Origin of the sequence: Pseudomonas sp. B6001 (genome assembly GCF_013386015.1) — a bacterium.
In the GTDB taxonomy this organism is placed as follows: Bacteria; Pseudomonadota; Gammaproteobacteria; order Pseudomonadales; family Pseudomonadaceae; genus Aquipseudomonas.
The window spans coordinates 47,863-69,322 of sequence record NZ_JACAOX010000050.1 but is presented as its reverse complement, the minus strand read 5'-3'; the positions used below and the strand labels follow the sequence as shown (position 1 = coordinate 69,322).

Below are 21,460 nucleotides of genomic sequence, written 5' to 3'. Positions count from 1 at the left end.
TTCAGGGTTTCTGCAACGCCTCCAACCGCGCCGGCAAGTCTTCCTTGGGAAAGCGCTTATGCAACTCCAGCAGCTTCTCATCCGCCGCCTTCGCCTCTCCCGCCTGCCGCAACCGCAGGATTTCCTGCAGCCCTTGCTCCAATGACGGCAGCACAACAGCCGAGCGCTTGCTCATCTTCGCCACCGGCTCATCCGCCAGCGAACCCGCGACTTCTGCCTGCACCTGCGGTGCGCTATCGGCCTGCGGAGCCACGGAGAATCGAGCCATCGGCGCGGCTGCCGGGGCCGGACGGGCCAGGTCTTGCGGAGCGGCCGCGTAAGTCCCTGTGGATAACTCCGGCTGCGGCACCGGCGAGCGCGTGACCAAACCAATCATCAGGGCCACACCCGCTACGGTAGCAAACGCCATCTGCCAGCGCGGCCGTTGGCAGGCCTGTAACCAACGCTGCCACAGGCCGGGTTGCCGCACCGGTGCTTCACGGTGGGCGGTGGCCAGGATGAAGGCGTCCAGGGAAGCCGGCGGCTCGCCGCTGGTGTGTTGACGGAAATGCTCGATCAGCAGCTCGTCGTTCGAGTCCTGGGTATGTCGGGGGTCAGTCATGCGGGTACCTCCTCGGCCAGCAGTCGGCGCAGTTTCTGCTGGGCGTAACGCAAGCGGCTCTTTACCGTTTCCAGTGGGGCGCCGGTGAGCGCGGCGATTTGTGGCACTTCCAGCTCGCCATGCAGGCGCAGCAGGAACACTTCGCGCTGGTCTTCGGGCAAGTCTTGCAGTGCGCTGTCCAGGCGCGCCTGATCACGGCTCAGGCTCAGCAGTTGCTCAGGCCCGGCGCTGTCGTCGGGCTGGCCGTGAAGCTGCTCATCGTAGCTGTCGTGCAGCGGGTTGTGGATGCCGTGCTTGCGCCAGTGGTCGATCAGGCGGTTGCGGGCAATCTGGAACAGCCAGGTGCGAAAACTCGCCCGCCCCTGTGGCTCGCTGGTGCTGCGGATCAGGCTGAGCCAGGTGTCCTGGAACACTTCCTCGGCCAGTTCGGCCTTGTTGCTCAAGGACACGAGAAAACGGTACAGGCCCTGTCGATGCCGCGCATACAGGGCCTCGAACGCTGCACCGTCGCCGCTGCGGTAGCGGGACAGCAGGGCTTCGTCGCTGGGTGAATCCATCAGGTGGCGCACTCCTTTGAGGTGGATCAGTGTTTGGCCGGGGCCTGGAGGCTCTGGGCCAATTCGACCAGTTGCACAAACTCGCTGCGTAAGCCGAAGGGGTCGTCGCCCCGGGCGGAGCGGGCCAGTGCCGCCGTGTCCTTGAAACTCATGGAGCCAGTGTAGCGGCCATCACCCTTGAGTTGCTGGGCGAAGGCGGCCACGGCGGCAGAGAAACGCAGGTCGTCGCTGGGTTTGCCGCTCTGCTGGTTGCTGATCGGGTGTTCGATCAGTCGGCTATCGCCGCCTTCCGCTGGTTTGTAGCGTACCCGCAACATCGCCAACTCATCAGTTTTACCGTCAGCCTTGGCCGCCGATGCGTAGCGCAGGGACTCCAGCCAACCCTGTTCACCCTTCGGGACAATCTCATACAACGCGGTCACCGTATGCCCTGCACCGATTTCGCCGGCGTCGACCTTGTCGTTGTTGAAATCCTCACGCTTCAGGGCGCGGTTTTCATAACCCAGCAATCGGTATTCACTGACCTGCGCCGGATTGAATTCCACTTGCAGTTTCACATCCCGGGCCACCACGGCGAGGGTTGAGCTGAGCTGGTCCACCAGCACTTTGCGGGCTTCGCGCAGGTTGTCGATATAGGCGTAGTTGCCATCACCGGCATCGGCCAGTTGTTCCATCAGGTGTTCGTTGTAGTTATCCACACCGAAGCCGAGGGTGGTCAGGGACACGCCGCTTTTGCGCTGGTCGACGGCCATTTGCTTGAGGCTGTCGAAGTCACTGACGCCCACGTTGAAGTCGCCATCGGTGGCCAGCAGGATGCGGTTGATGCCTTTGTCGATAAACCCTTCGCGGGCCATTTGGTAGGCCATTTCGATCCCCGACGCGCCTGCGGTGGAGCCGCCGGCGGTAAGTTGGTCGATGGCATTGCGGATCGTGGTTTTGTCGCGGCCCGAGGTGGGCTTGAGCACCACCCGCGATTCGCCGGCGTAGACCACCAGCGAGACGCGGTCCTGGTCGCGCAGTTGGTCCACCAGCAATTTCAGGGTGCTCTTGACCAGAGGCAGGCCTTCGCGGCGATTCATCGAGCCGGATACGTCCACCAGGAACACCAGGTTGGCCGGTGCCAGGTCTGCCACCGCGCGGTCCGAGGCCTTGATGCCGATGCGCAACAGTCGGGTGTGGGGGTTCCAGGGTGACGGTGCTACTTCAGTGGTCACGCCAAAGGGCGAGCCGTCGGTGGGCAAGGCGTAGTCATAAGGGAAGTAATTGACCATCTCCTCAAGTCGCACAGCACCTTCGGGCGGCAGGCTGCCTTGATTAAGGAAACGTCGTACGTTGGCATAGCTGCCGGTGTCGACATCGACGCTGAAGGTGGAGACCGGTGTTTCGGCAACGCTGCGAATCGGGTTGTCCGGGAGGTTCTGATAGTGCTCCCGAGGCTCGGTCTGGTATTGCATGGCGATCGAGTCGTTCATGACCAATCGCGACGCCATCGGTGCAGGCGCAACCATCCGCTTGACCATGGCCCCCTGGACGCTGGCGGGCTCACTTTGCACCTCCACGACAGGCGCCGACTCAGCGGGCTTGGCCACGTCACGGGATGAAGAGAGCCCACACCCGGCAAGCGCCACCAGCAGGGTCACGGTGAAGCCTTGGGCGGCAGGACGCAACAGCAGAAGAGGACGGGACATGGGCTGAACCTCGTGAATGAATGATCCGTTCACAAGGTCAGACGCAAGGGGCTGGCGATTCGGGTTAAAGCAACTTAGAGCGACGGAATATTTCCTGTCGCCGCCACAGTCGCCACCGGGACACGCTCATTAGGCGCAGTTACGTCATACACATGCTGCTCACAGCCCTTCCCGATAATCACGAATTCCACCAGGTAAACCTTTTGCTTCTCAGGCTTGAAGGTCGAACTCATGGGGCCGCACTCATACACATAGGTTTTGACGAGGCCGACATAGTTGGCGTTGTAGACCCGTGACTCGCCGATCACTTCAAAGGGCTGCCCCGGGTCAGCCTGCACTTCCAACTGCGGGAAGCGTTTGGCGACGGCGCTGTTGCCCACTTCGTTCATCTTGGCGATCCAGCCGAATACCTTGCCACGGCCGGAATCCACCACCGTCCCGAGGATTTCCGGTCGCTGGTCTGCATCGGAACTACGGCGTACGGAGAACTGCACCGGATAGGTAAAACCGGTTGCCTTCATGATGACCTTGGCGTGTTCGGCGTCCACCTCGACCTTTTTCTGCTGCAACTGGACGCCGTCCGTCAGCAGGCTTGGCGAGGAGTTCCTGGCAGTGGAGTGGCAGCCGGCCAAGACCAGGGCGAGGATTAAGAGTGAGGTCTTTTTCATGGGTTACTTCCTTGAGCACATTTAAAAGTCTGGCTCGGGCTACGTGGGAGAACCGCAGCCCGATGCCGTTTTCTATCGGCCGTAATACTTAAAACGCGTACCGCGCCTTGAGCATGACCCCATCGGCATCAAAACCACTGCGGGCCTGGCGGGTGTAGCTGGCACCCACGGTAAAGTCCGACACCTGGTAGTTCACGCCGACACTGGCTTCATAGCTGTCACGCGCCACCGAAGCGCCGGTGACGGTGAACGCAGAACCGCCGAGCACATAGCTGGAGGTTTGTGCGACGCGATCACCCATCAGGTCGTGATACGCCATCAAGGTTGCTTCCGGCTGCAAGCTACCGGCACCCATGGGCAAGTTGCCCGCCAAGCGCACACCAGCGCCCAGCTCGCCCACTTCATAGCGTTGCGACTGGGTGCTCAGCGCGGCCGAGGAGCCCTTCTCGTTGAAACCGTCCATGCGCACGTTGGCGTAACGCGCTGCCACGCGCGGCTCGATCACCACGGCCTGCGACGGCTTGAAGCTGTAGCCGCCGATCACACTGGCAGACAGCACATTGCTGTCGTAACTGCCCTTGGCTGTGGTGCCGGCGATATGGCGTTTGCTGTCGTTGTCGTTATGGCCATAGCTGAGGCTGCCGTCGACAAACCAGTTTTGCAGCGACCAGTTGCCGTACAGCGACAGCGCATGGCCCTCCACATCGGTCTTGTTGCCGAGGTCGGAATGGATGTTGGAGTTAAGGTAGCTGTACGCCACGCCCAACGTGGTGGTGTCGTTCAAGCGCCCGTCCACACCCACGGCCATGCCGCTGCTGTTGGCCGAGTAGCCGTTGTTGCCGCCACGCCCGTCCTGGTCCATGTTGCTGCTCAGGCCCTGCACCCACACGCCGCCGGTTTGATGGCTTTCGCGCTGGTCGGTGAGGCGGTTGAAGATCGCGCCGTTGACCACGGTCTGGCCCGACAACGCCACGTCCAGGGCGCCGCGATTGACGTCCGGCTTGAGTTGTTCGCTGACCTGAGCAAGCTGCTGTGCTGTGCCGGCGTCAGCCAGGGTTTGGAACACTGGGTCGTTCTGATTGAGTCCGCTCAGTACGTCGTTTTTAAAGGTGTTCACCGCCGTCGCTGACGCAGCGCCGGCGCCCACCGCGGCGAGCTCCTGCTGCACTTGCTGGTTGTCTTTAACCGCCACTACGGCCTTGACCGTTTGCGCGTCGGCCGAGTAGCTCAGCACGTTCAGCAGAGAGGACGAGCTGGCCACAGACAGGCCATTGTCTTGCACGCTGGTGGCTTGCAACAGGGTGTACTGAGTGCCGTTGTTGGTGCTGGCGAAGTCGCCCGGCTTGGCGCTCACGGTCAGCTTCGAAGCCTGGGCGAAATTCGCTGCACCGTTGACAGTCAGGTACGGCGTGGTCGGCACTACGCTGTCGGCCAGGTGCATATCAATACCTGCGCCGCTAGCAACGTTGAGGTTGCCAGTGATCGCAGTACCGGGCGCCGACAGGTTCAGCGAGCCCGAGTTGACCGATACCGGCGCGATGATGCGGCTGCCGGTGAAATCGGCCTGGCCGGCGATATTCACGGCGTTGACGTTGAGCACGTCGCCGATGATCTTGCCGCCCGTCCAGTTCAAGGTGGCCAGGTTTGCCGCGTCGATGGCGATGCCGGCGTTACTGCGGATTTCGCCGGCTTGCTGGTTGATCTCGAACGCCGAGGTCTGGTCCGTGGCATCTACATGAATGGCTGTACCATCGGCGCTGATCGTGCCGCGGTTAACGATGCCGCGCGCGCCGGTCGCGCTGTTCTGGGCAAAGGTTGCCCCGGCAAACTCGAAGGCATTGGCGTTGGTGCCCGTGGCCTCGACGGTGCCGGTGTTGAGGATGTAGTCGACCGTACCGTTTAGAAACATCACCGTCTTGGCGTCATTGCCGTTGGCAGAAAGCAGGCCGCTGTTTTCGATGCGCAGAGGGTTGGTGTCGGTTTCCACCTCGATGCCCCAGGCGCCCTCGCCCGTCGCCTTGAGCGTGCCGGCGTTGAGGATTTTGCCGCCGACGGTGGTACCCAGATTGTTCTGGCGGTCGAGGATCAGGCCGATGGCGTAATCACCTTTCATGTCGATCACACCGGTGTTCGAGACGTCGCCGGCGATGGTGGTGCCATGCAGGTAAATGCCTTCGCCGCCATCCACGTAGGAAGGTGAAGCCGGCGGCGTCAGGGGCAGCGTGGAACGGATGGTGCCAGAGTTGATGACACTTCCACCGATGGTCGTCGCGCCGATCTCAAGGCCCTCGTAACCCCCATTTTTCATAAGAATGTTGCCCGCCTGGACCACGTCCCCGGTGACAGTTCCCGGGCTCAGGTTCTGCGGGCCCGACCAGAACAGCGGATCCAGGGCAATCGCACGGATGGCGGCGCCCTGGGAATCCAGAGTGATGTCGGCACGGTTGATCAACGAACCCTGGATAGTGGTGTTGGCCACACCCAGTCCGGCAGGGTTGGTGGTGGTCGGCACCACTACTTCGGAGAACGTCCCGTTGATAATCAATGACTCATTAAAGGTCTCGCCGACCCAAATGTTCTTGCCCTGCCCCAAGTCGAATTCCACCGCCAGCGCTTGCGTACTGATTGCGCCGACCATGAGTGCCAACAGGCTTTTCTGGAACTGCTTACGCTTCATTTCAAACTCCATGAACTACATTAAAAGCCGCCAATAGGCCCGGCGGCAGTAGGTGTGCTAAGCGAGGGATCAATTGATCCGAATGCATTCCCCCAGGGTGCCTTCCTGAAACGCAGGCGCGCGCCTGTGCACCACAGCGGGCGGTGACAGAAAAGAGGCTTGGGGGGCGAGGTTCACATTAATCCTTAATGTCATTTGAAAACGCTGCAGTCCATGCAGCCCGACCGGTTGCGGGTGGGCGGGGTAAAGACAATGGGATATACAAAATGTTCAAGGTGCTCGGCGGGTTCTATCAAACTGCTCGCGTCAGGATCAGCCACCGCAAGCCACGCGGCGACCTCTCGCTGGTCTACTTGAGCTCCTTCACCAAATAACTCCCGGAGATCTGCGTGATACCCGTCAACGCGCGGCGCAACGCCTCAGGATCAGTGCGATATGTGAGCGGCGTGTAGCCGTAGACATTCTGGCCATTGAACGGCGTGATCGACTCCACCGTGCGCCAGAGCATCTCGTCGCCACGGTCCATGCGCGCCACCACGGTGAGCGTCGGGTAGACCACGCTGCTGAAACCCTGGGTCAGGCGAAAGCCCCACTCGCCTACCGTCAGTTGAATCTGCGCATCGGCCGGCTCGTCGTCACCCACCACTTTGAGCGATGACGTCTTACCCAAGGCATCAATGAAGGCCTGCTTGAGCAACACACCCAAGTCGATATTTTCGGCGTCCATCACCGTGAGGATCGCCGCCGGCGTCGACATCTCGGCCAGTTGCCCCGCCTTCATGCCGGCGGCAAACCCCGCGCCGCTCAAGGCCGCCGTGCCCAACTTGGACGCGCCGCTGGCCATGCCGACGCCCGCGCCAAGCCCGGCGCCCAGGGCCGCACCCCAGGCTTGTTCACGGCCCATGTAGACCATGTTCTTTTCCCACTTTACGGGCAGCACTTTGACCGTCTTGACCTGCGCACGATGCTCGGGCGTGAGGGGCTGGCTGACGCAGCCGCCGAGGATGAGGGTGGAGAGGAGAATCAGGAGAAGGTTTTTCACATCAGTCCTTTAATGTTGGTGGTGGGTGGATGCGTTTAATCATCGCCAGGGTGTCGGCAATGGGGGTGAAGACATGAGGCATTGGGAGTGGGCCAGTACTTTGCTGCCTTGCGTGGGTTTGGGTGCGGGCTTATAGTCCGGGCCGTCGCCCACATGGCGATTCAGGTTTGGCGACCTGACAACAGAGCGCAAAAGCATCCCGCTTCTATGCAGGTGTTTTTGCACCCGCAAAGCTGTGCATGATATGGCGGCTGTGCGCGGGAGACCTTCGGGTCTGCCGGTTTTCTCTGTTGCCGGTTCGCCAACCTGCGTACGGCCGCCACCCATTCGTTTGGCGACGAATGAGTGGTGGCTTAATCCACCAACAGAGTACTGACAATGAATCGATACATGCCCCTCACGGGCCACGACTGCACCGTCCCCGCCCTGCTTATCGACACCCATGCGCCCCTCGATGTCCTCCACGACGCCGCCGTGTACCGGATTCGCGCCGTCACCCAACTGCTGGAAAACCTGGCCTTCCGCGACCAACTCAGCAGCGATGCTGTGGTGCTTCAAGACTTCGCCCAATTGCTGGCGATTCCGCTGCGCGATGGGTGTGATTTGCTGGATGTCATCAGTCGCAGACTCAATACCGATCCATCCTGAGTAAAAGCCGGGCGGCCTGGGTGCCGCCCCTTTAACTCGGTTAAACAACCTCACTTACCATGAAGCAAAACTTTTAAAGCATCTTTAGAAACGCACACTATGCGTGCCCACTCTTCTTTTTCCAAATACTCTTTATCAGAAAGATCAGGACCATACTTATCAAAAAGCGCGTCAATAGCTTGAACCACGTCCTCGATGGCTCTAGCTTCCTGATCATTTTTCAAAACTAGCCCTATCCAAGTGTATGCATTTTCAGCGAGCCCTGTATCGTCATATAAAAAATGTATTGTGTAATCAAGTTCATCATAAGCTAAATTCGGCGATGAACGTTCTACCCAGGCACGGAACTGGTAATCTGAGTCCGACAAACCTGCCAGATAGGAAACCAGCTCCTCTCTCATACTCGGAAATTTTAACTCGGAGAGTTCCAAGTTTTCCATTTTTTATACTCACTCTGGGCAAAGGGGACGGATTTATTTAATTGACCTAGCTGGAGTTTTTAAATCTAATATTTAAACAAATCCGTCACTTTTACGTCCTAAATAAATCCTTGCCCTTTACGTTAAAGAGCAACTCTGCCAGCATTAAAACGTGGATTGCCCCCTATTTTCCAAAACGTGTGCAGATAGATAAACACTCAACTTATCAGACAAGCCTATCCGTTCAATATAAGCAACAATATATACAGCAGAGCTCTCGTCCGCCTCACATACCGGCTCAGACATTTGCTCTTGTAGCCCTACAATCTTATAGGCCTTATTGGCAAAAAAACCGATCACCAACAATATTAAAATTAAACTATTTTGTTCTACGCTTTCAGATGCAAAATTTCCTTCTGCCAGCGGTCCGCTCTGCATATCATCGGAGTCTAGATAATATGCTAATTCATCAGCACTGAGCCCTCGATCAGACAACCATCGCCAACACTTATCAACTGCCTCCTGACATTTTTTTTGCGTATCACTCGCCGAGTCAAGGTTACGTAGAGCATAATCAAGCAACAGAAGGAAAATTGAGGCTTTCTTTACCCACATCATACTGTCAATGACTTTAAGCGCTTCTTCATTGTCCATTAACTATTCTCCCATCTTTAACTAGGACTGTTAGACGATTTGGCATTGCTGCCCCTCCCTCAGCGGTAACTCTTAGCAGAAGAGTAGGATAGCGCTGACTGAATTGTTTAACCACCCCATTCAGGTCACTATTACCCGTCAAACCTGCACTACACTTATTACAGATACCACTTGCATTTGGTTAAAGGGGACGGATTTATTTAATTAACTCATAAGAAATTTTTAATATTTAAATAAATCCGCCCCCTTTACGCTGTTATATCATCGACCGAGAAATAGGGGGTCAGACCACTATTAATACTTTAATTAGAAAACCGTGGCCTGAACCCTATTTCCCGCGCCCGATTCTCGCTCTAATTCACGCGTTAAACAAAACTTCTCTCAGCAAGTCCTGCCTCTCTGCCTGAGCCCCTACGGCTGCAGTGAAGCACTGATTATAGGCAGCAATCTTCAAAACGCCGCCCAAATCTTCTACTGCAAAGCAGTCGATATCCATTAACTTCTTTTCGTCGACACCCACTAACTGAAGCAAGGATTTGCTTACCCACATGAAAGCGCCAACCGCCTCAATGTAGCCGTTTCTTAAAACCCAACGCCCAGGATTTTTTGATATATCTACGACCTCTTGGGTCAGCGGAAAAGGCAGCCCATTACTTTTCTTGGGCAGATGAGCGTGTTCGACGCGCTCAACTTCAAAGAGCGTAAGACTCTCGGCATTTTGCCATCGATCATACTCGGCGTCGTAAATTCGAGCCTGAACAAAGCCGGGCTCATCGATTAAAGCTTCAATCAAGGTCTGTGCAACTTCAATCGAATTCGCCAGGTGTTTCATATCAAGCCGATAAAACGCTTTATCTGCCACATACGAAAACTCGACAGAACCGTTTGCCAGCTCAATAAAAAAACTCTGACACTTGTTTTTCTCCAAGTAATTCGAAACGTCCGCCAACCCTATTTTCTTGCCGGTAAAGCCATCAATGACGGTATCCTCATTAAAGTTTTTGAGCTGTTGTATTAGCCGCCCCCATACAACTGAAGCGCCATCATGTAGCCTCTCGCTAAAGACAATTTCAATTTCAGCCATATGATTAGCCACCGAACTCTTTAATAATCACAGTAATATTACGTTGCTTTCCATACTCTATAAGCTTGCTCGCGTCAGCCATTCCGCCCGGTTGAACTCGGATGTCCAAAATTTTCGTTGCCGGTACGCCATCCACGGTAATTTTTGAACTTTGCAAGGTGTCCATATGGGTTCTCATGTCATAAGACCACCCTTTACCTCGGGTATCAATCGTTTTCAAACTCACCACATTGGGTCAAAGGGGACGGATTTATTTAATCAACTCATCTGGATTTTTAAATATTTAAATAAATCCGTCCCCTTTACGCACTTGGTATTTTTCCGTAAGGGTTCGCAGCATTTGCGTTGACAAATATCTTTCCACCAGGCTCAACCACGCGAGTAGCTTCCGGAAGAAAATCCATCATTGAGTTAGTACCACCTGCACTCTTGGGAATGAATGGGTTACTAGCAACAATCTCTCCCACCGAACTATCCTTGAAAGGAAGTTTCGTTGCGTCCGCTCGAATACCAGACTGAATATCTGCTCGGACATCCACGTTTATAGCACCAGGAGTTTGAGCATTCTTCCCACCAAATAACTCAACAGTGGGTTTCCCACCAGAACTAGCTAATTCTCCTGTCGCTTTTGCACCGAGCCTTTCTCAACCATTTTTTAAACGCAGAATCGTTATTCAACTGAAAGACATTATTCTTTTTTCTAAGAAATCGATAAAGTTTTTCGCATACAAACTAGAAGTTTGATCAGAAAGTTCAAGCCTATAAACAGGATACTCTCCATCATTAAGACCATCGTCCGTGGCAAAATAAAATGATTCCCCTGCACCCGGCGGTTCGCAGATAAATAGCCTCTCCTTCCCACACAACCCATTTCGACCGTTAACGATTGACATATAAACGATATCCCCCCCCCTTACACTATCAAAATCCATTTCGTAGATACTATAAATCTCCTCCCCAGATATTTCCCCGCCAGAATAACACTTCAGCCACCATTTATAGCTATCAGGCAACTTCAACCCAAGACGAGCTTCAGCTTTATAAATCCACTCATCAGCAATCCCGTCACCATAATCAGCAAACTCAACGTAATCCGACTCTTTAATAAGATTAATTATTCTCGAATAATCCACGCCTAATTACTCCCCGCTCCGAGCCCGCAACTTCCAATAATCCGACTGATAAGAGTTAAACTCTTTAGCCTGCTTTGTCAATGTTTTTGCATTCAAATCCGTAGGAACTGAAACATAGTCAGTCGTAGGGTTTCTGTATTCTGCAGAGTCTTTGTAACGAGTATACCTAAAGCTTTGAGCGGCATTGGATGGGACATGAAGAACACTGCTATTCTGGCTATGGAAAACAGAACCAACTTCTGCAAGTGAACCACGAGTACCAGCGAATCCATTAACTTCAGTTTGCGAGAGATGATGTAACTCAACTGATTTCCCATCATACCCAATTGGTGCTCGACCCGAGGCCATCCTCTCAAGGTTTGAGCCTTCAACAGTTTTACCTCGTACTCTCCAGGTCGATAGGGCCTCTGGGTCAAAGAGGTCGTTACGTTGATAAACAGTCCTATCTAGAACTGTTGTTTTATTCCAAAAAACATCAACTTTAGGCGTCGTACTTGCAACATTACTACCCGCCGTCGTGCCCGTACCAGCAGAACCTAGCCCTTTTGCACCACTGGCAAGCTCTCCAGCTAACTTACCATTAAAGTATTTACTCGCGCCGCCAAACAGAGCCGCCTGAGCTGCGGATTTCGCCGTGCTCCATGCCAGGTCAGACGTTACGCTCGACTCTCCTGGAAAGGTTTCCGGAAAGAAAGAAGCTAGCACTCGGTCGGGCTCATTGGATTTAAAATCCGCCGTAATCCGGCTAGCAGAATCCCATGCCCCCACCATCGAGGTGGTGCCAAGCGCTCCTAAGCCGATGGGTAAGGCACAGGTAACAACGCCAACACATGCGGGTGACGACATCACCATCCCGGTATATGCAGTAGCCCCTCCGACTAGGCCAAGGGCAGTGTCTTTGCTTGCTCCAACGACCTGCACCGCCTTGCCGTGAGCATTGAGCGTATCGTCGCTCCAATCCTGCCAACTACGGCCACCAAACTGGCCGGTCGCCTCAAGTAACGCGATCTCCTCACTAAAAGTGGCGCCGCGATCCTGAAGTGCCTTGAAGTCCTTATAGGTTTCATCGTTGGTCGGGATCGACTCTGCGCAACTAACCAAAGCGCAGGCCGCCGCATTCAAACGATCAGCCTTTTCCGGATGGAACCGTCGCTGTTCATCCAACGCATCGGCTTGAGACTTGTGAAGCTGGTGGTTGTACTGCGTGGCATTTTTCGCCACCCAGCCACCCTTCTCCAATTTGCTAGCATCTGCATCTTTTTGTGTGGCCGCAGCTAAAACACCGACCAGTTGAGAACTCATGGACAACAATGTCTTGTCGCCCTTCACGATGTCGTTAAGCTGTACGACCAGTGCCTCATTGGCGCCGGCTGCCAATGCGCCTGTACGGAAATCTCCACCCGTTGCTTCGGCCAAGAGGCCACCGACCATCGCATGAATCGCGATCTTGGGAATTGAACCGTTTTCGATGTTCCACTTTTTCGTGTAGTCGCCGACGGCATTGAAGCTGGCCGCTGCCAGGGTATTGAATAGCGCAGTTTTCAGCGCCTCACTCCCACTGCCGCCCTGCCCCAATGCTTTACTCAACAGCGTTGAAGTACCGCCTTGCAATGTCTGGTTCGCGGCAAACTGCCCTACACCAGTCCATGTGTTGAGCTGTGGCCCCGTTATTTGCTTAGTCGCCTGATCAGTATGAGTTCCGGTCCAGCCATCAAAATAAGCTGCGGTCAATCCAGCGGTCACACCGGAAATCGTATACCCCTTCAAAGCATCCGAAGAGGTGACATCCTTGAACACCGCCCCTAAGTTGCCACGATTATTAACGACACTAACCGTCGCATTGGTCGCAGCGCCTGCCGCTACGGCTCCCGCACCTGCCGCGACAGCGACGCCTGCTCCAGCACCTGCAGCCGCAGTCATTGCCAACGGCCCGACAAATGCGGCCATCAGAATTGCTATTACAATCTGCGAGCCCGCACCTAAACCGGAGTTACTGTATTTGAAGCTATCGTGGATCTCTTTGACTTGGCGCCAGTCCACGTCACCGCGCTTTTCAGCATCCTTGAGCCAAGCCAGATTCGGATCGGCTTTGACCATGGTATCGATGGTCTGACTAACGGTTTGCTGATCGATCTGCCTGACATCAATCTTCAATCCGTCGACAGCTTTGATAACGACCTGCCCTTGAGCGATCATTTCACTCTGGCGCAGCGTTTCGTCAGTGTTGCCTTTACCTTTGGCGCTGAACCAAGCGAGGTCACCCTTGCTCTTGGTATGGCTCTCGTCATGAAGGTCTTTGACGCCTTCAAAGACGATGGCCCCGCCACTGTTAAGAATGATGTCATTACCACTATCAAGCTTCGCGACCTGGTAACGCTGGTCACCTTCGCTGATCAACGTGAGGTTGCCGCCAGTCTTGATCTCGGTCCCAACGTTCGTGGTGCGGGTTACTTCGTCTCGCTGCTCTTTCTTCGCGCCCCAGCCACCGTTCTCCTTCATGTCATACAACGTATGAGTACTGTTCTGCGCCGCCAGCAAATTCAACTTATCCCCGCTATACAGATAAGCCTCATTCCCCGCACTGATCTTGCTCGCCACCAGCGTGGTGTCGCGCCCGGCCTGGCTCGTAAAGTCCCTGCCCGCCGTCAGCACACTGGCTAACTGCGTGGTCTGCTCATCCGCGGTCTTAATGCGTTTCTTGCCGTCTTTTTCCTTGCCTTCGACGTTGTGCACATCGCTGACAGACGCCACGTTGAAATCGCGCCCGGCCTGAATGTTCAGGTCCTTACCCGCGGTGGCGTTGCTGCCGATGATGTTGACGTCTTGCCCCGCCACCATGCTCAGGTTGCCACCGGCCGTGACCGTGGCCGCTTGGTTTTTCACGTCGGTGGTGATGCTGGATTTGTGCCCGCCGTCGCTGAAGGCGTGGATCTCGCTGGTGTCGCTGACGGCGATCAGGTTGAGGTCGCGCCCGGCTTTCAGGTCGGCATCGCCGCCGGCGGTGAGTGCACCGTGGTTGGTGAGGTCGCGGCCAGCGTCGATGGCCAGGTTTTCGCGGGCGGTGATGGTGCCGGCGCTGCTGTCGGTGAGGGTGCGCATGCCGGCACCCTGGCGCACCTGGATGGCGGTGTTGTCGTTGGTGATGTCGCCCTTCAGGGTGGTGAGGCTGACCTGGGTGCCGCGTATCTCGCCAGCCATGGAATTGCGGATGCTGTCCTGGGCCAGCAGGCTGAGGTTGTTGCCGGCCTCGATCAGGCCGCCGGTGTAGAGGCTGCCGCTGCTGGCCACTGAGAGGTTGTTGCTGGCGCGCAGGGTGCCGACGTTGATCAGGTCGCCGCCGGTCATCAGGTTGAGGTCGCGGCCCTGGATCAGGCTGTTGCCGCGCACGTTGCGGGAGTCGGCCTGGGCCAGGTAGAGCACCGGCACGAGCACGGTCTGGCCGTCGACCACGCGGTTTTCCATCCACACGATGTCGTGGGTCAGGGCGCCGACTTGCTGGTCAGTGAGGGATACGCCGACGCTCAGGCGCAAGGCGTCCTTGCTGGCCAGGGCGTTGTCCATCAGGTAGCGGAACTGGTCGTAGTCGCTGGTCAGGCCACCGGCGAGGAAGCGTTGCCCGGTTTGCGCCAGCACCGCATCGCGGATCAGCCGTGACTCGTATTGCCCGTCACCCAGGCGACGCCAGGCGTTGTCGGGGCTGTAGCCGAGCTTGCCGAGCATGTAGTCGGAGCTGAAGAAGCCCGCCACAGTGGTGAGGTTCGGGTTGGTCTCGATCAGGTAGTGACTGGTGGGGTCGGCGTTTTTGATGAACAGGCCGTAGTCGCCCTTGGGCAACTGGAAGCCGGGCGCGGTGGTGGGGTCGACCGGGGTGAAGGACTCGCCGGTGTAGTCCACGGGTACGTAGCGGCCGTCGGGCGCGATGCTGGTCACCGGCAATACGCTGCTCGGCGCCTGGGCGGTGGCGTCGTTGACGTGCTTGCTCAGGTTGATGTTGATGCCGCCGACGGGGATGCCGGTCTGGTCGTCACCGAGGGTGCCGGTCAGTTGCTCCAGGGTGTTGGTGTGCAACGTGCCATTTTGCAGGGTGCGCGCAACGTTGAGGTTGACCGCGCCACCGGCCTGTATCGTCGCGGTGTAGCCTGGGCCGCCGTTGTCGGTCCAGGTGGTGACGTTGCTTTGCTCGGAGAAACGCCAGTCGCTCGACCGGGCCTTGAGCACCTCAAAGCGTGCTTCATCGAAATTACCCGCTGCCACTGCTGCGTTGAAGGCGGGTACGTCGATGTATTCCATCCGGTCCCACTCATCGGTGTCGATGCGCTGCGGGGTGCCGATGACGATGGTGTTCTGCCCGGTGCGAGTCGCGGCGCCCTGGTTGAGCAGGTCGTTGGCGGTGATGCTCAGGTTGCCATTCGCCGCCAGCAGGCTATAGCGGTTCTGGACGTTGTCGCCCTGGATCAGCAGGTCTTTGCCCGCCACCAGGCGCGCAGAGGCCGAGTCCTTGATCGCGGATTCAAGGTAGGTCTGGTTGATGGTGATTTGACCGCGCTTGAACGAGTCGTGCCCGCCGCAGTGCTGGCCGCACTGCCAATTGAGGCTGCCGGTGGTGATGGTCTGGCCCAACTCGAATTCAGCCTTGGCGTTTTCCACATTCCGCGCACTGATGCCGATATTGCCTTCGCTTTCAACCGTACCGGAAAGGTTGCTGAAGCCCGCCGCCATGCCGCCATCGAGCGCCGCGAAACTCAGGTTGCCCTTGCTGTAGACGTCGCCGTACAGGTTGCTGAAGCTGTTCCCGCGCAGGGTCAGATCGCCGCCGCTGAACAGCAGCGTGTCCGCGCTATTGCTGATGCCATTGCTGGCGCTGAGGTTGACGTTGCCTTGTGAACCGAGGGTGCCGCGGTTGTTGATGTGTGCGGCGGCAATGTCGAGTTGCTGGCGTGCGGTGAGGTAGCCGAGGTTATCCAGCGTACCGCCCAGGGTGATGCGGGTGGTGGTGCCGCCGGCCAAACGCCCGCCGTTCTGGCTGAGGTTGTTGGCGACCACGCTCAGTTTTTGCTGGGCCGAAAGGCGGCCACTGTTGGTCATGTCGCCGGTCAGGTTGACACTCAGGTCACCGTCGCTGAGCAACTCGCCCGCGTTATCCAGGCTGGCGATATCCAGGGTCAGACCCTTGGCGCTGGCCAGGCGGTCGCCGGCCTTGAGGCTCAGGCCCTGGGTGCTGGTGTAGTGCAAGGCTTCATTGAGTTGCACACGGCCGAGGCCATCGACCCGGCCGAACGACCAGTCGGCGGTGCCCAGGCCATTGATGCTGCCCTGGCTGCCGCTGAGGCTGCTGGTATTGAGGCTGAACACGCCGGTGCCAGCGTGCTGCAGTTGCCCGGCCTGGTTATTCAGATGCCCGGCGCTGAGGCTGAAGGCCTGGCTGCCGAATTCAAGAATGCCGTTCTGGTTATTCAGTTGGTCGGTGACCGTCAGCGTGCTGCTGGCGCCTTCCATCGCCCGCAGTTGGCCGCCCGCGCTGTTGTCGAGGTTGCCGCCATTGAAGGTCAGGCCCTGGTTGGACTCAATCAGGCCGCCTTGGTTGGTCAGTTGGGTACGCGAGGTCAGGCTGAGCTGATTGCCGCTGATCTGGCCGTTGGCGCTGTTGTCCAGGGTGGCGCCGGAGACGGTGACGTGCTCCTTGCCGAACAGTTTGCCGCCCCGGTTGGTCAAGGCCTCGACCGTCAGTTGCAGGTCGCTCTTCAAGGCGGTCAACGCGCCGGCCTTGGTACCGTCTTGGCTGTTGTCGACGCTGTCGGCTGTCACCGTCAAGCTGTCGCCTTGCACGGTGCCGCCCTGGTTGTTCAAGGTGCCCAGCGTCAGGTCGACCGCCGCACCACCGCTGAGGATCATGCCCTGGCGATTGCTCAGGTCCTGGCCGCGGTAGCTCACGCCCTGATTGCCGGCCAGGAGTTGGCCCTGGTCGTTGTCGAGGGTTTGCGCCGCGATATCCAGGCGCTTGCCCCGCAAGGTGCCGCCCTGGTTGTCGAGGGTGGTCAAGGCCTTGACCAGCACACTGCGTTCGGCGGCGTCGATCACGCCGTTGGTGTTGGTCAGCAGGTTGCTGATGTTGAGGGTGATGTCGCCGTCATTGCTGACCAGCGCGCCCTTGCTGCTGTTGTCGAGGTCTTGCGCGGTGACAGTGAGGGCCTTGCCGAGCAGGATCCCGGCGCTGTTGCCCAGGCGCTTGCCGGTCAGCAGCAGGTCACCCTCACTTTGAATACGGCCCTGGGTGTTGAGCAATTGGTCGTTCAGCACCACGCTCACACCCGGCACACCACCGGCCAGCAACCCGGCACTGCGGTTGTCGAGGCTGCCGGCGCGGACGTCCAGTTGGTCACCGACGATACGCCCGGCGCGGTTGTCGATCTGCCCGCTTCGCGCATCCAGCAGCAACTGCTTGCCGATGATGGCGCCGCCCTGGTTATCCAGGCTCGCGGCGTGCAGCTCGATGTCGCCCTGGGCGGCCTGCAAGTGACCTTTGGCGTTGTTCAGCTGTTGGGCGACGGTCAAGGTCAACTTGCCGGCATCCGCGCTGAGTACACCTGCGTCGTTGTTGCTGAGGCTGCCGAGGGTAGCGGTGAGCTGCCCACCCACCAGCTTGCCGTCCTGGTTGGCGACGTCACCGGCGCGCAGGTGCAAGTCAGTGCCAGCCTGGGCATGACCCTGGCTGTTGTTGAAGGTGTTGGTGACGGTGAGGTTGAGCGCGCCTTTCTCGGCACTGATCAAGCCCTTGGCACTGTTGTCGAGGCGGGCGGCGTTGACCGTCACGGCGTCGGCAACCAGGAAACCGTTCTGGTTGTTGATCGTGTCCGCTGTCACACCGAGGTTGCCCGCGACAATCTGCCCGCCGGTGTTATTCAGTGAGCCGCTGTTGAGCGTCAAGCTGCCGCCCGCGACCTGGATATGGCCCTGGCGGTTATCCAGCGAATCGGTTTGCAGCGTTGCCGCCTGATCGGCACCGAAGCGAATCAGCCCGCCGAGGTTGACGATGGCCGGCGCGTTGATCGCCAGCGCTTGCTCGCCATACACCCGCGCGGTGGCGCCCTGGTTGGTCAGTCTGGCACTGTTCAGCGTGACGGTTTTACCCTGGATCACTGCGCCCTGGTTGTTCAGTTCCCGGGTGGCCGTGGCGCTCAGCGAGCGGCTGGCCAGGACGTTGCCGCTGGTGTTCAGGGTTTGCGTATTCACCACCACATCGCCGGTAGCATTGCGGCTGTTATCGGCCTGCACGCCTGCTTCGATGATGCCCGGGTTGGTGACGGTGGTGGCGTTGAGTTCGATGCGTTGGCCAGCGGCCAGGCTCTTCTGGTTGACCAGTTCTTCAGCACTGCTCACCTGCACATTGCCGGCGGCGTAGACCTTGTCGGTCAGGTTCACGTTCTGCGCGGTGACCTTGAGGTTACCGGTGGTCGCCGTCTGCGCCATGCTCAGGCGCCCGTTGGCATCCAGCTGGATATCGCCGCCACTGGCGGCCAGCGTACCGTCGAGTTTCACCCCTACGCCGGCCTCGGTGCCCACCAGTTTGATCGCACCGGCGTACATGCCGCCCAATGCCGAGGAATCGATGGCCAGCTCGGGCTTTGCGCTGCCGTCATCGGCGCGCGCGGTGGCTTTCAGGCTTTTGGCATCGACGTCGTTACGCCCGGCAATGACGGTCAATTCTCGTGCGTTGATCTGCGCATTGATCTTGGCCGAGCGGGTGATGATTTCGAAGCGGTCGACGTTGCTGGCATTCAAGCCTTCGCCGTCAATGGTCACGGCGCCGCCGTCAACCTGGTAGCGCTGCAACTGGCCGCTGGCGTCGAGCACCGGTTTGCCGGTGGTGAGGGTCACGTTGGGGGTGTTGATAAAGCCGCAACCGCTGCACGTGACGCCGTACGGGTTGGCGACGATGACCTTGGCCGACTGGCCCGCCACTTCGGTGTAGCCGCGCAACTGGCTGGGGCTGCCGCCGTTGACTTCGTTGAGGATGACGCTGGCCGCGCCGCCCTTGAGGTTGGGGTTGCCGACGATGTAGCCACCCAGCTGGGTGTTCGTCATGGGGCCGTTGGCGTTGTTGAGGATCACGCCGTTGGGGCCGACGTTGTAGTCCTTGAATTGGTTATGGGACAAGCCACTGCCATTGGGGGTGGCGATGTTCACCACCGGTACGCCATTGCCGGCCTGGCCGACGGTGGTGCCCGGCGCGCTGACCACAATGCCTTCGGCCTGGGCCAGCAGCGGCTGCCAGAACAGCGCGTTGGCCAGGATCAGCACCAAACCGCGCTTGGGCAGGCCGAAGAACGAGTCTCGCGGTTTCAGCGCAGCAGAAGGTTGGCGGGCCAGGAAGGCAAAGTGGCGAACATCCATTGTCATATTCTCGATGTAACGGGGCGTTGAATTACAGGAAGAAATCCATGCGGAAGTAGATCGGCGCTTCGCGCTCGCTCATCACTGCCGGGCGTTCCAGGGAATGGGCAAAGGTCACGCTGGTGCTGACGTATTTGCCACGGGCGAACAACTCCAGCGAGTTGCTCGAGACCCGGCCGTGCACGTTGTCGTTGTAGCGGCCATTGCTGATCACACCCTGGTCGTAGCCGACGCTGGCGCCGTATTCGGCAAAGGCCGGGCGCATCCAGTCCCAGGTCACCGGGCGCGCCCAGCGCACGTCGTTGCGCCAGTAGCCGCCGCTGTCGCCGGTGAGCTGCTGGTCTTTGAAACCGCGCACCGAGGCCGAGCCGCCGAGGCTCATGCGCTGGGGGCTGAACAGAATGTCTTCACTGCGTTGGCCGGTGGCCAGGCTGGAGAAACTGAACGACTCACCCCATAGCGTGAATGGCTGCAAGTAGCTGACGGTGGCGGTGTATTTGCGGTAGCGCGCGTTGGGCAGGCGATTGCCGTACTGATCGCGCTCGTTTTCAGCTTGGGCATCGAAGGCGCCGATACCGTTCTGCATGCCCAGGTCGAGGTTGACGAAGGCATTGCCGATGCGGCGACCGTGGTTGATGCCCAGTTGCAGTTCACTGAGGCGGTTGCTGCTGGTTTCGAGGTGAGCGTCGTTGATGTAGTTGTTAGTGCGCAGGTGGGCCAGGCCGACGTTGACCGAGGTCTTGCTGACGTCGTCGCGATGGATCACGCGCTCGGCGCGCAGTTGGTGGTTTTCGTTGTCGCCGTTCTGCTTGAATTTAAAGTCGTTGGTTACGCCAAAGGTGCGGTAATCACTCTCGCTGTAGGTGTAGCTGAAGTTCCACCAGCCCCACGGCACGTTGTAGTAGAGCATGGTGTTTTTCGAGGTTTTCTGGTGGTCGCTGACGGCATCGTGGCCGCCGCGCAACACAAGCTGGTCGGCCAGGCCCAGGGGGCTGTCCCACTCAAGGCCGGCGCCCCACTGTTGTTCGCCGGTGCTTTTCTGCCCGTCGTTATTGCGCGACAGGCTGGCGCGCCAGGGCTTCTGCGGGACATTCCTGACCTGCACTTCACTGCCGCCCACCTGGCTGCCGGGGGTCAGTTCCATTTGCGCCTGCTTGGACGGCAAGCGATTCAACTGGTCCACCAACTGCTCGATTTCCCGCAGGTTGAGCTGCTCGCCGACCTTGCCGGGAAAGGCCATGGCCAGCTCGCGCGGGGACAGGTTGCTGCCGTCGGCGCCCTTCAAGCCTTCGAGCTTGCCTTCCACCACCAACACCTGGAGGTGGCCGGTGGAAAGGTCCTGCTGCGGCAAGTAAGCACGGCTGGTAACCATGCCTTTGTCGATGTAGTAGTCGGTGATCGACTTGAGCACTTGGTTGAGCTGGGAGACGCCCAGGCACTGGCCGATATACGGCTTGAGCAGGCGCTCGCGGTCCGGTGCAGGCAGGCTGTCGGCACCCTTGAGTTCGATGTCTTTGATCGGGAAGCAACGGGTGTCGGCCGGGGTGGCAGGCGCTTGGGGCTTGGCTTCTTTGCCGGGCAGTTCCTTGAGGTCTTCAAGGCGCCGGCGCTGTTCTTCCAGCAGACGGTTTTGCCGGTCGCGGATCAGGTCCTGATCGCCAGGCGTGGGCGCAGCCGTCGCACTATTGAGTGCGAAGCAAGTCAGCAGGCAAACGCCCAGCAGCAGCCGAGTCCGTGGCAATAATAAAGACATGTTCGATCCGTCGAAAAAGCGGGGGCCGGCAAACTAACATCGAACTTCCGGTGGGCCAAGATTCTGGCTTAGTGGGAAGTTATGTTTAACAGGCATATAAGTTGCTGATTATTAACAATAAATAAATCATGCAACGTTTAATTGC

At 58.2% G+C, this 21,460-nt stretch carries 15 protein-coding genes; 1 reads left to right on the top strand and 14 read right to left on the bottom strand.

Annotation, left to right across the window (positions count from 1 at the left end):
- Position 1: 1 nt before the first annotated feature.
- The 6 genes from HX821_RS30715 to HX821_RS30690 all read right to left on the bottom strand — a co-directional run bounded on the left by HX821_RS30715 (position 2) and on the right by HX821_RS30690 (position 7,233).
- Positions 2–601: a hypothetical protein gene (locus HX821_RS30715; RefSeq protein WP_177037337.1), complete on the bottom strand. Its 600-nt coding sequence runs from the start codon at positions 599–601 to the stop codon at positions 2–4.
- Complete coding sequence (locus HX821_RS30710; protein ID WP_003218160.1) at positions 598–1,158, bottom strand: RNA polymerase sigma factor; 561 nt, start codon at positions 1,156–1,158, stop codon at positions 598–600. The genes HX821_RS30715 and HX821_RS30710 overlap by 4 nt, the downstream gene beginning before the upstream one ends.
- 26 nt (positions 1,159–1,184) lie before the next feature.
- Positions 1,185–2,846, bottom strand: a complete 1,662-nt coding sequence (locus tag HX821_RS30705) for a VWA domain-containing protein (protein WP_177037336.1) — start codon at positions 2,844–2,846, stop codon at positions 1,185–1,187.
- A gap of 74 nt (positions 2,847–2,920) precedes the next feature.
- Positions 2,921–3,514 (bottom strand): hypothetical protein, encoded by a 594-nt coding sequence (locus HX821_RS30700; RefSeq protein WP_008433680.1) that lies wholly within the window; start codon positions 3,512–3,514, stop codon positions 2,921–2,923.
- Between the two features lie 88 nt (positions 3,515–3,602).
- The gene (locus HX821_RS30695; protein WP_177037335.1) at positions 3,603–6,191 is read right to left on the bottom strand and encodes an autotransporter outer membrane beta-barrel domain-containing protein; all 2,589 of its coding nucleotides are present in this window, start codon (positions 6,189–6,191) and stop codon (positions 3,603–3,605) included.
- A 349-nt stretch (positions 6,192–6,540) separates the two neighbouring features.
- Positions 6,541–7,233: a hypothetical protein gene (locus HX821_RS30690; protein WP_102367864.1), complete on the bottom strand. Its 693-nt coding sequence runs from the start codon at positions 7,231–7,233 to the stop codon at positions 6,541–6,543.
- Between the two features lie 390 nt (positions 7,234–7,623).
- On the opposite strand from HX821_RS30690, the gene HX821_RS30685 reads away from it, so the two are divergent.
- Positions 7,624–7,881 carry a hypothetical protein gene (locus HX821_RS30685; RefSeq protein WP_008433674.1) on the top strand — a complete coding sequence of 86 codons (258 nt, stop codon included), beginning with the start codon at positions 7,624–7,626 and terminating at the stop codon, positions 7,879–7,881.
- 50 nt (positions 7,882–7,931) lie between these two features.
- Here the strand turns inward: HX821_RS30685 and HX821_RS30680 are convergent, their stop codons facing one another.
- The 8 genes from HX821_RS30680 to HX821_RS30645 form a co-directional block, all read right to left on the bottom strand.
- Positions 7,932–8,321, bottom strand: a complete 390-nt coding sequence (locus tag HX821_RS30680) for a hypothetical protein (protein ID WP_008433672.1) — start codon at positions 8,319–8,321, stop codon at positions 7,932–7,934.
- A 144-nt stretch (positions 8,322–8,465) separates the two neighbouring features.
- Entirely contained in the window at positions 8,466–8,954 is a 489-nt protein-coding gene (locus HX821_RS30675) for an Imm6 family immunity protein (protein ID WP_008433671.1), read from the bottom strand.
- Between the two features lie 358 nt (positions 8,955–9,312).
- The gene (locus HX821_RS30670; protein ID WP_008433670.1) at positions 9,313–10,038 is read right to left on the bottom strand and encodes a hypothetical protein; all 726 of its coding nucleotides are present in this window, start codon (positions 10,036–10,038) and stop codon (positions 9,313–9,315) included.
- A 4-nt stretch (positions 10,039–10,042) separates the two neighbouring features.
- Positions 10,043–10,204, bottom strand: a complete 162-nt coding sequence (locus tag HX821_RS30665; RefSeq protein ID WP_008433669.1) for a hypothetical protein — start codon at positions 10,202–10,204, stop codon at positions 10,043–10,045.
- A gap of 136 nt (positions 10,205–10,340) precedes the next feature.
- Positions 10,341–10,577: a methyltransferase domain-containing protein gene (locus HX821_RS30660; protein ID WP_256579544.1), complete on the bottom strand. Its 237-nt coding sequence runs from the start codon at positions 10,575–10,577 to the stop codon at positions 10,341–10,343.
- 135 nt (positions 10,578–10,712) lie between these two features.
- Positions 10,713–11,171, bottom strand: coding sequence for an SMI1/KNR4 family protein (locus tag HX821_RS30655; RefSeq protein ID WP_008433668.1), 459 nt, complete (start codon positions 11,169–11,171; stop codon positions 10,713–10,715).
- A gap of 6 nt (positions 11,172–11,177) precedes the next feature.
- Complete coding sequence (locus HX821_RS30650) at positions 11,178–19,562, bottom strand: DUF637 domain-containing protein (protein WP_177037334.1); 8,385 nt, start codon at positions 19,560–19,562, stop codon at positions 11,178–11,180.
- Positions 19,563–19,593: 31 nt separating this feature from the next.
- Positions 19,594–21,315 carry a ShlB/FhaC/HecB family hemolysin secretion/activation protein gene (locus HX821_RS30645; RefSeq protein ID WP_256344278.1) on the bottom strand — a complete coding sequence of 574 codons (1,722 nt, stop codon included), beginning with the start codon at positions 21,313–21,315 and terminating at the stop codon, positions 19,594–19,596.
- Between the last annotated feature and the right edge of the window lie 145 nt (positions 21,316–21,460).

What these genes read in the sequence shown, in the direction of transcription:
- HX821_RS30650 (WP_177037334.1), bottom strand. Translation starts at nt 19,562, where the DNA reads ATGGATGTTCGCCACTTTGCCTTCCTGGCCCGCCAACCTTCTGCTGCG.
- HX821_RS30695 (WP_177037335.1), bottom strand. Translation starts at nt 6,191, where the DNA reads ATGAAGCGTAAGCAGTTCCAGAAAAGCCTGTTGGCACTCATGGTCGGC.
- HX821_RS30705 (WP_177037336.1), bottom strand. Translation starts at nt 2,846, where the DNA reads ATGTCCCGTCCTCTTCTGCTGTTGCGTCCTGCCGCCCAAGGCTTCACC.
- HX821_RS30685 (WP_008433674.1), top strand. Translation starts at nt 7,624, where the DNA reads ATGCCCCTCACGGGCCACGACTGCACCGTCCCCGCCCTGCTTATCGAC.
- HX821_RS30680 (WP_008433672.1), bottom strand. Translation starts at nt 8,321, where the DNA reads ATGGAAAACTTGGAACTCTCCGAGTTAAAATTTCCGAGTATGAGAGAG.
- HX821_RS30715 (WP_177037337.1), bottom strand. Translation starts at nt 601, where the DNA reads ATGACTGACCCCCGACATACCCAGGACTCGAACGACGAGCTGCTGATC.
- HX821_RS30670 (WP_008433670.1), bottom strand. Translation starts at nt 10,038, where the DNA reads ATGGCTGAAATTGAAATTGTCTTTAGCGAGAGGCTACATGATGGCGCT.
- HX821_RS30675 (WP_008433671.1), bottom strand. Translation starts at nt 8,954, where the DNA reads ATGGACAATGAAGAAGCGCTTAAAGTCATTGACAGTATGATGTGGGTA.
- HX821_RS30700 (WP_008433680.1), bottom strand. Translation starts at nt 3,514, where the DNA reads ATGAAAAAGACCTCACTCTTAATCCTCGCCCTGGTCTTGGCCGGCTGC.
- HX821_RS30645 (WP_256344278.1), bottom strand. Translation starts at nt 21,315, where the DNA reads ATGTCTTTATTATTGCCACGGACTCGGCTGCTGCTGGGCGTTTGCCTG.
- HX821_RS30665 (WP_008433669.1), bottom strand. Translation starts at nt 10,204, where the DNA reads ATGGACACCTTGCAAAGTTCAAAAATTACCGTGGATGGCGTACCGGCA.
- HX821_RS30710 (WP_003218160.1), bottom strand. Translation starts at nt 1,158, where the DNA reads ATGGATTCACCCAGCGACGAAGCCCTGCTGTCCCGCTACCGCAGCGGC.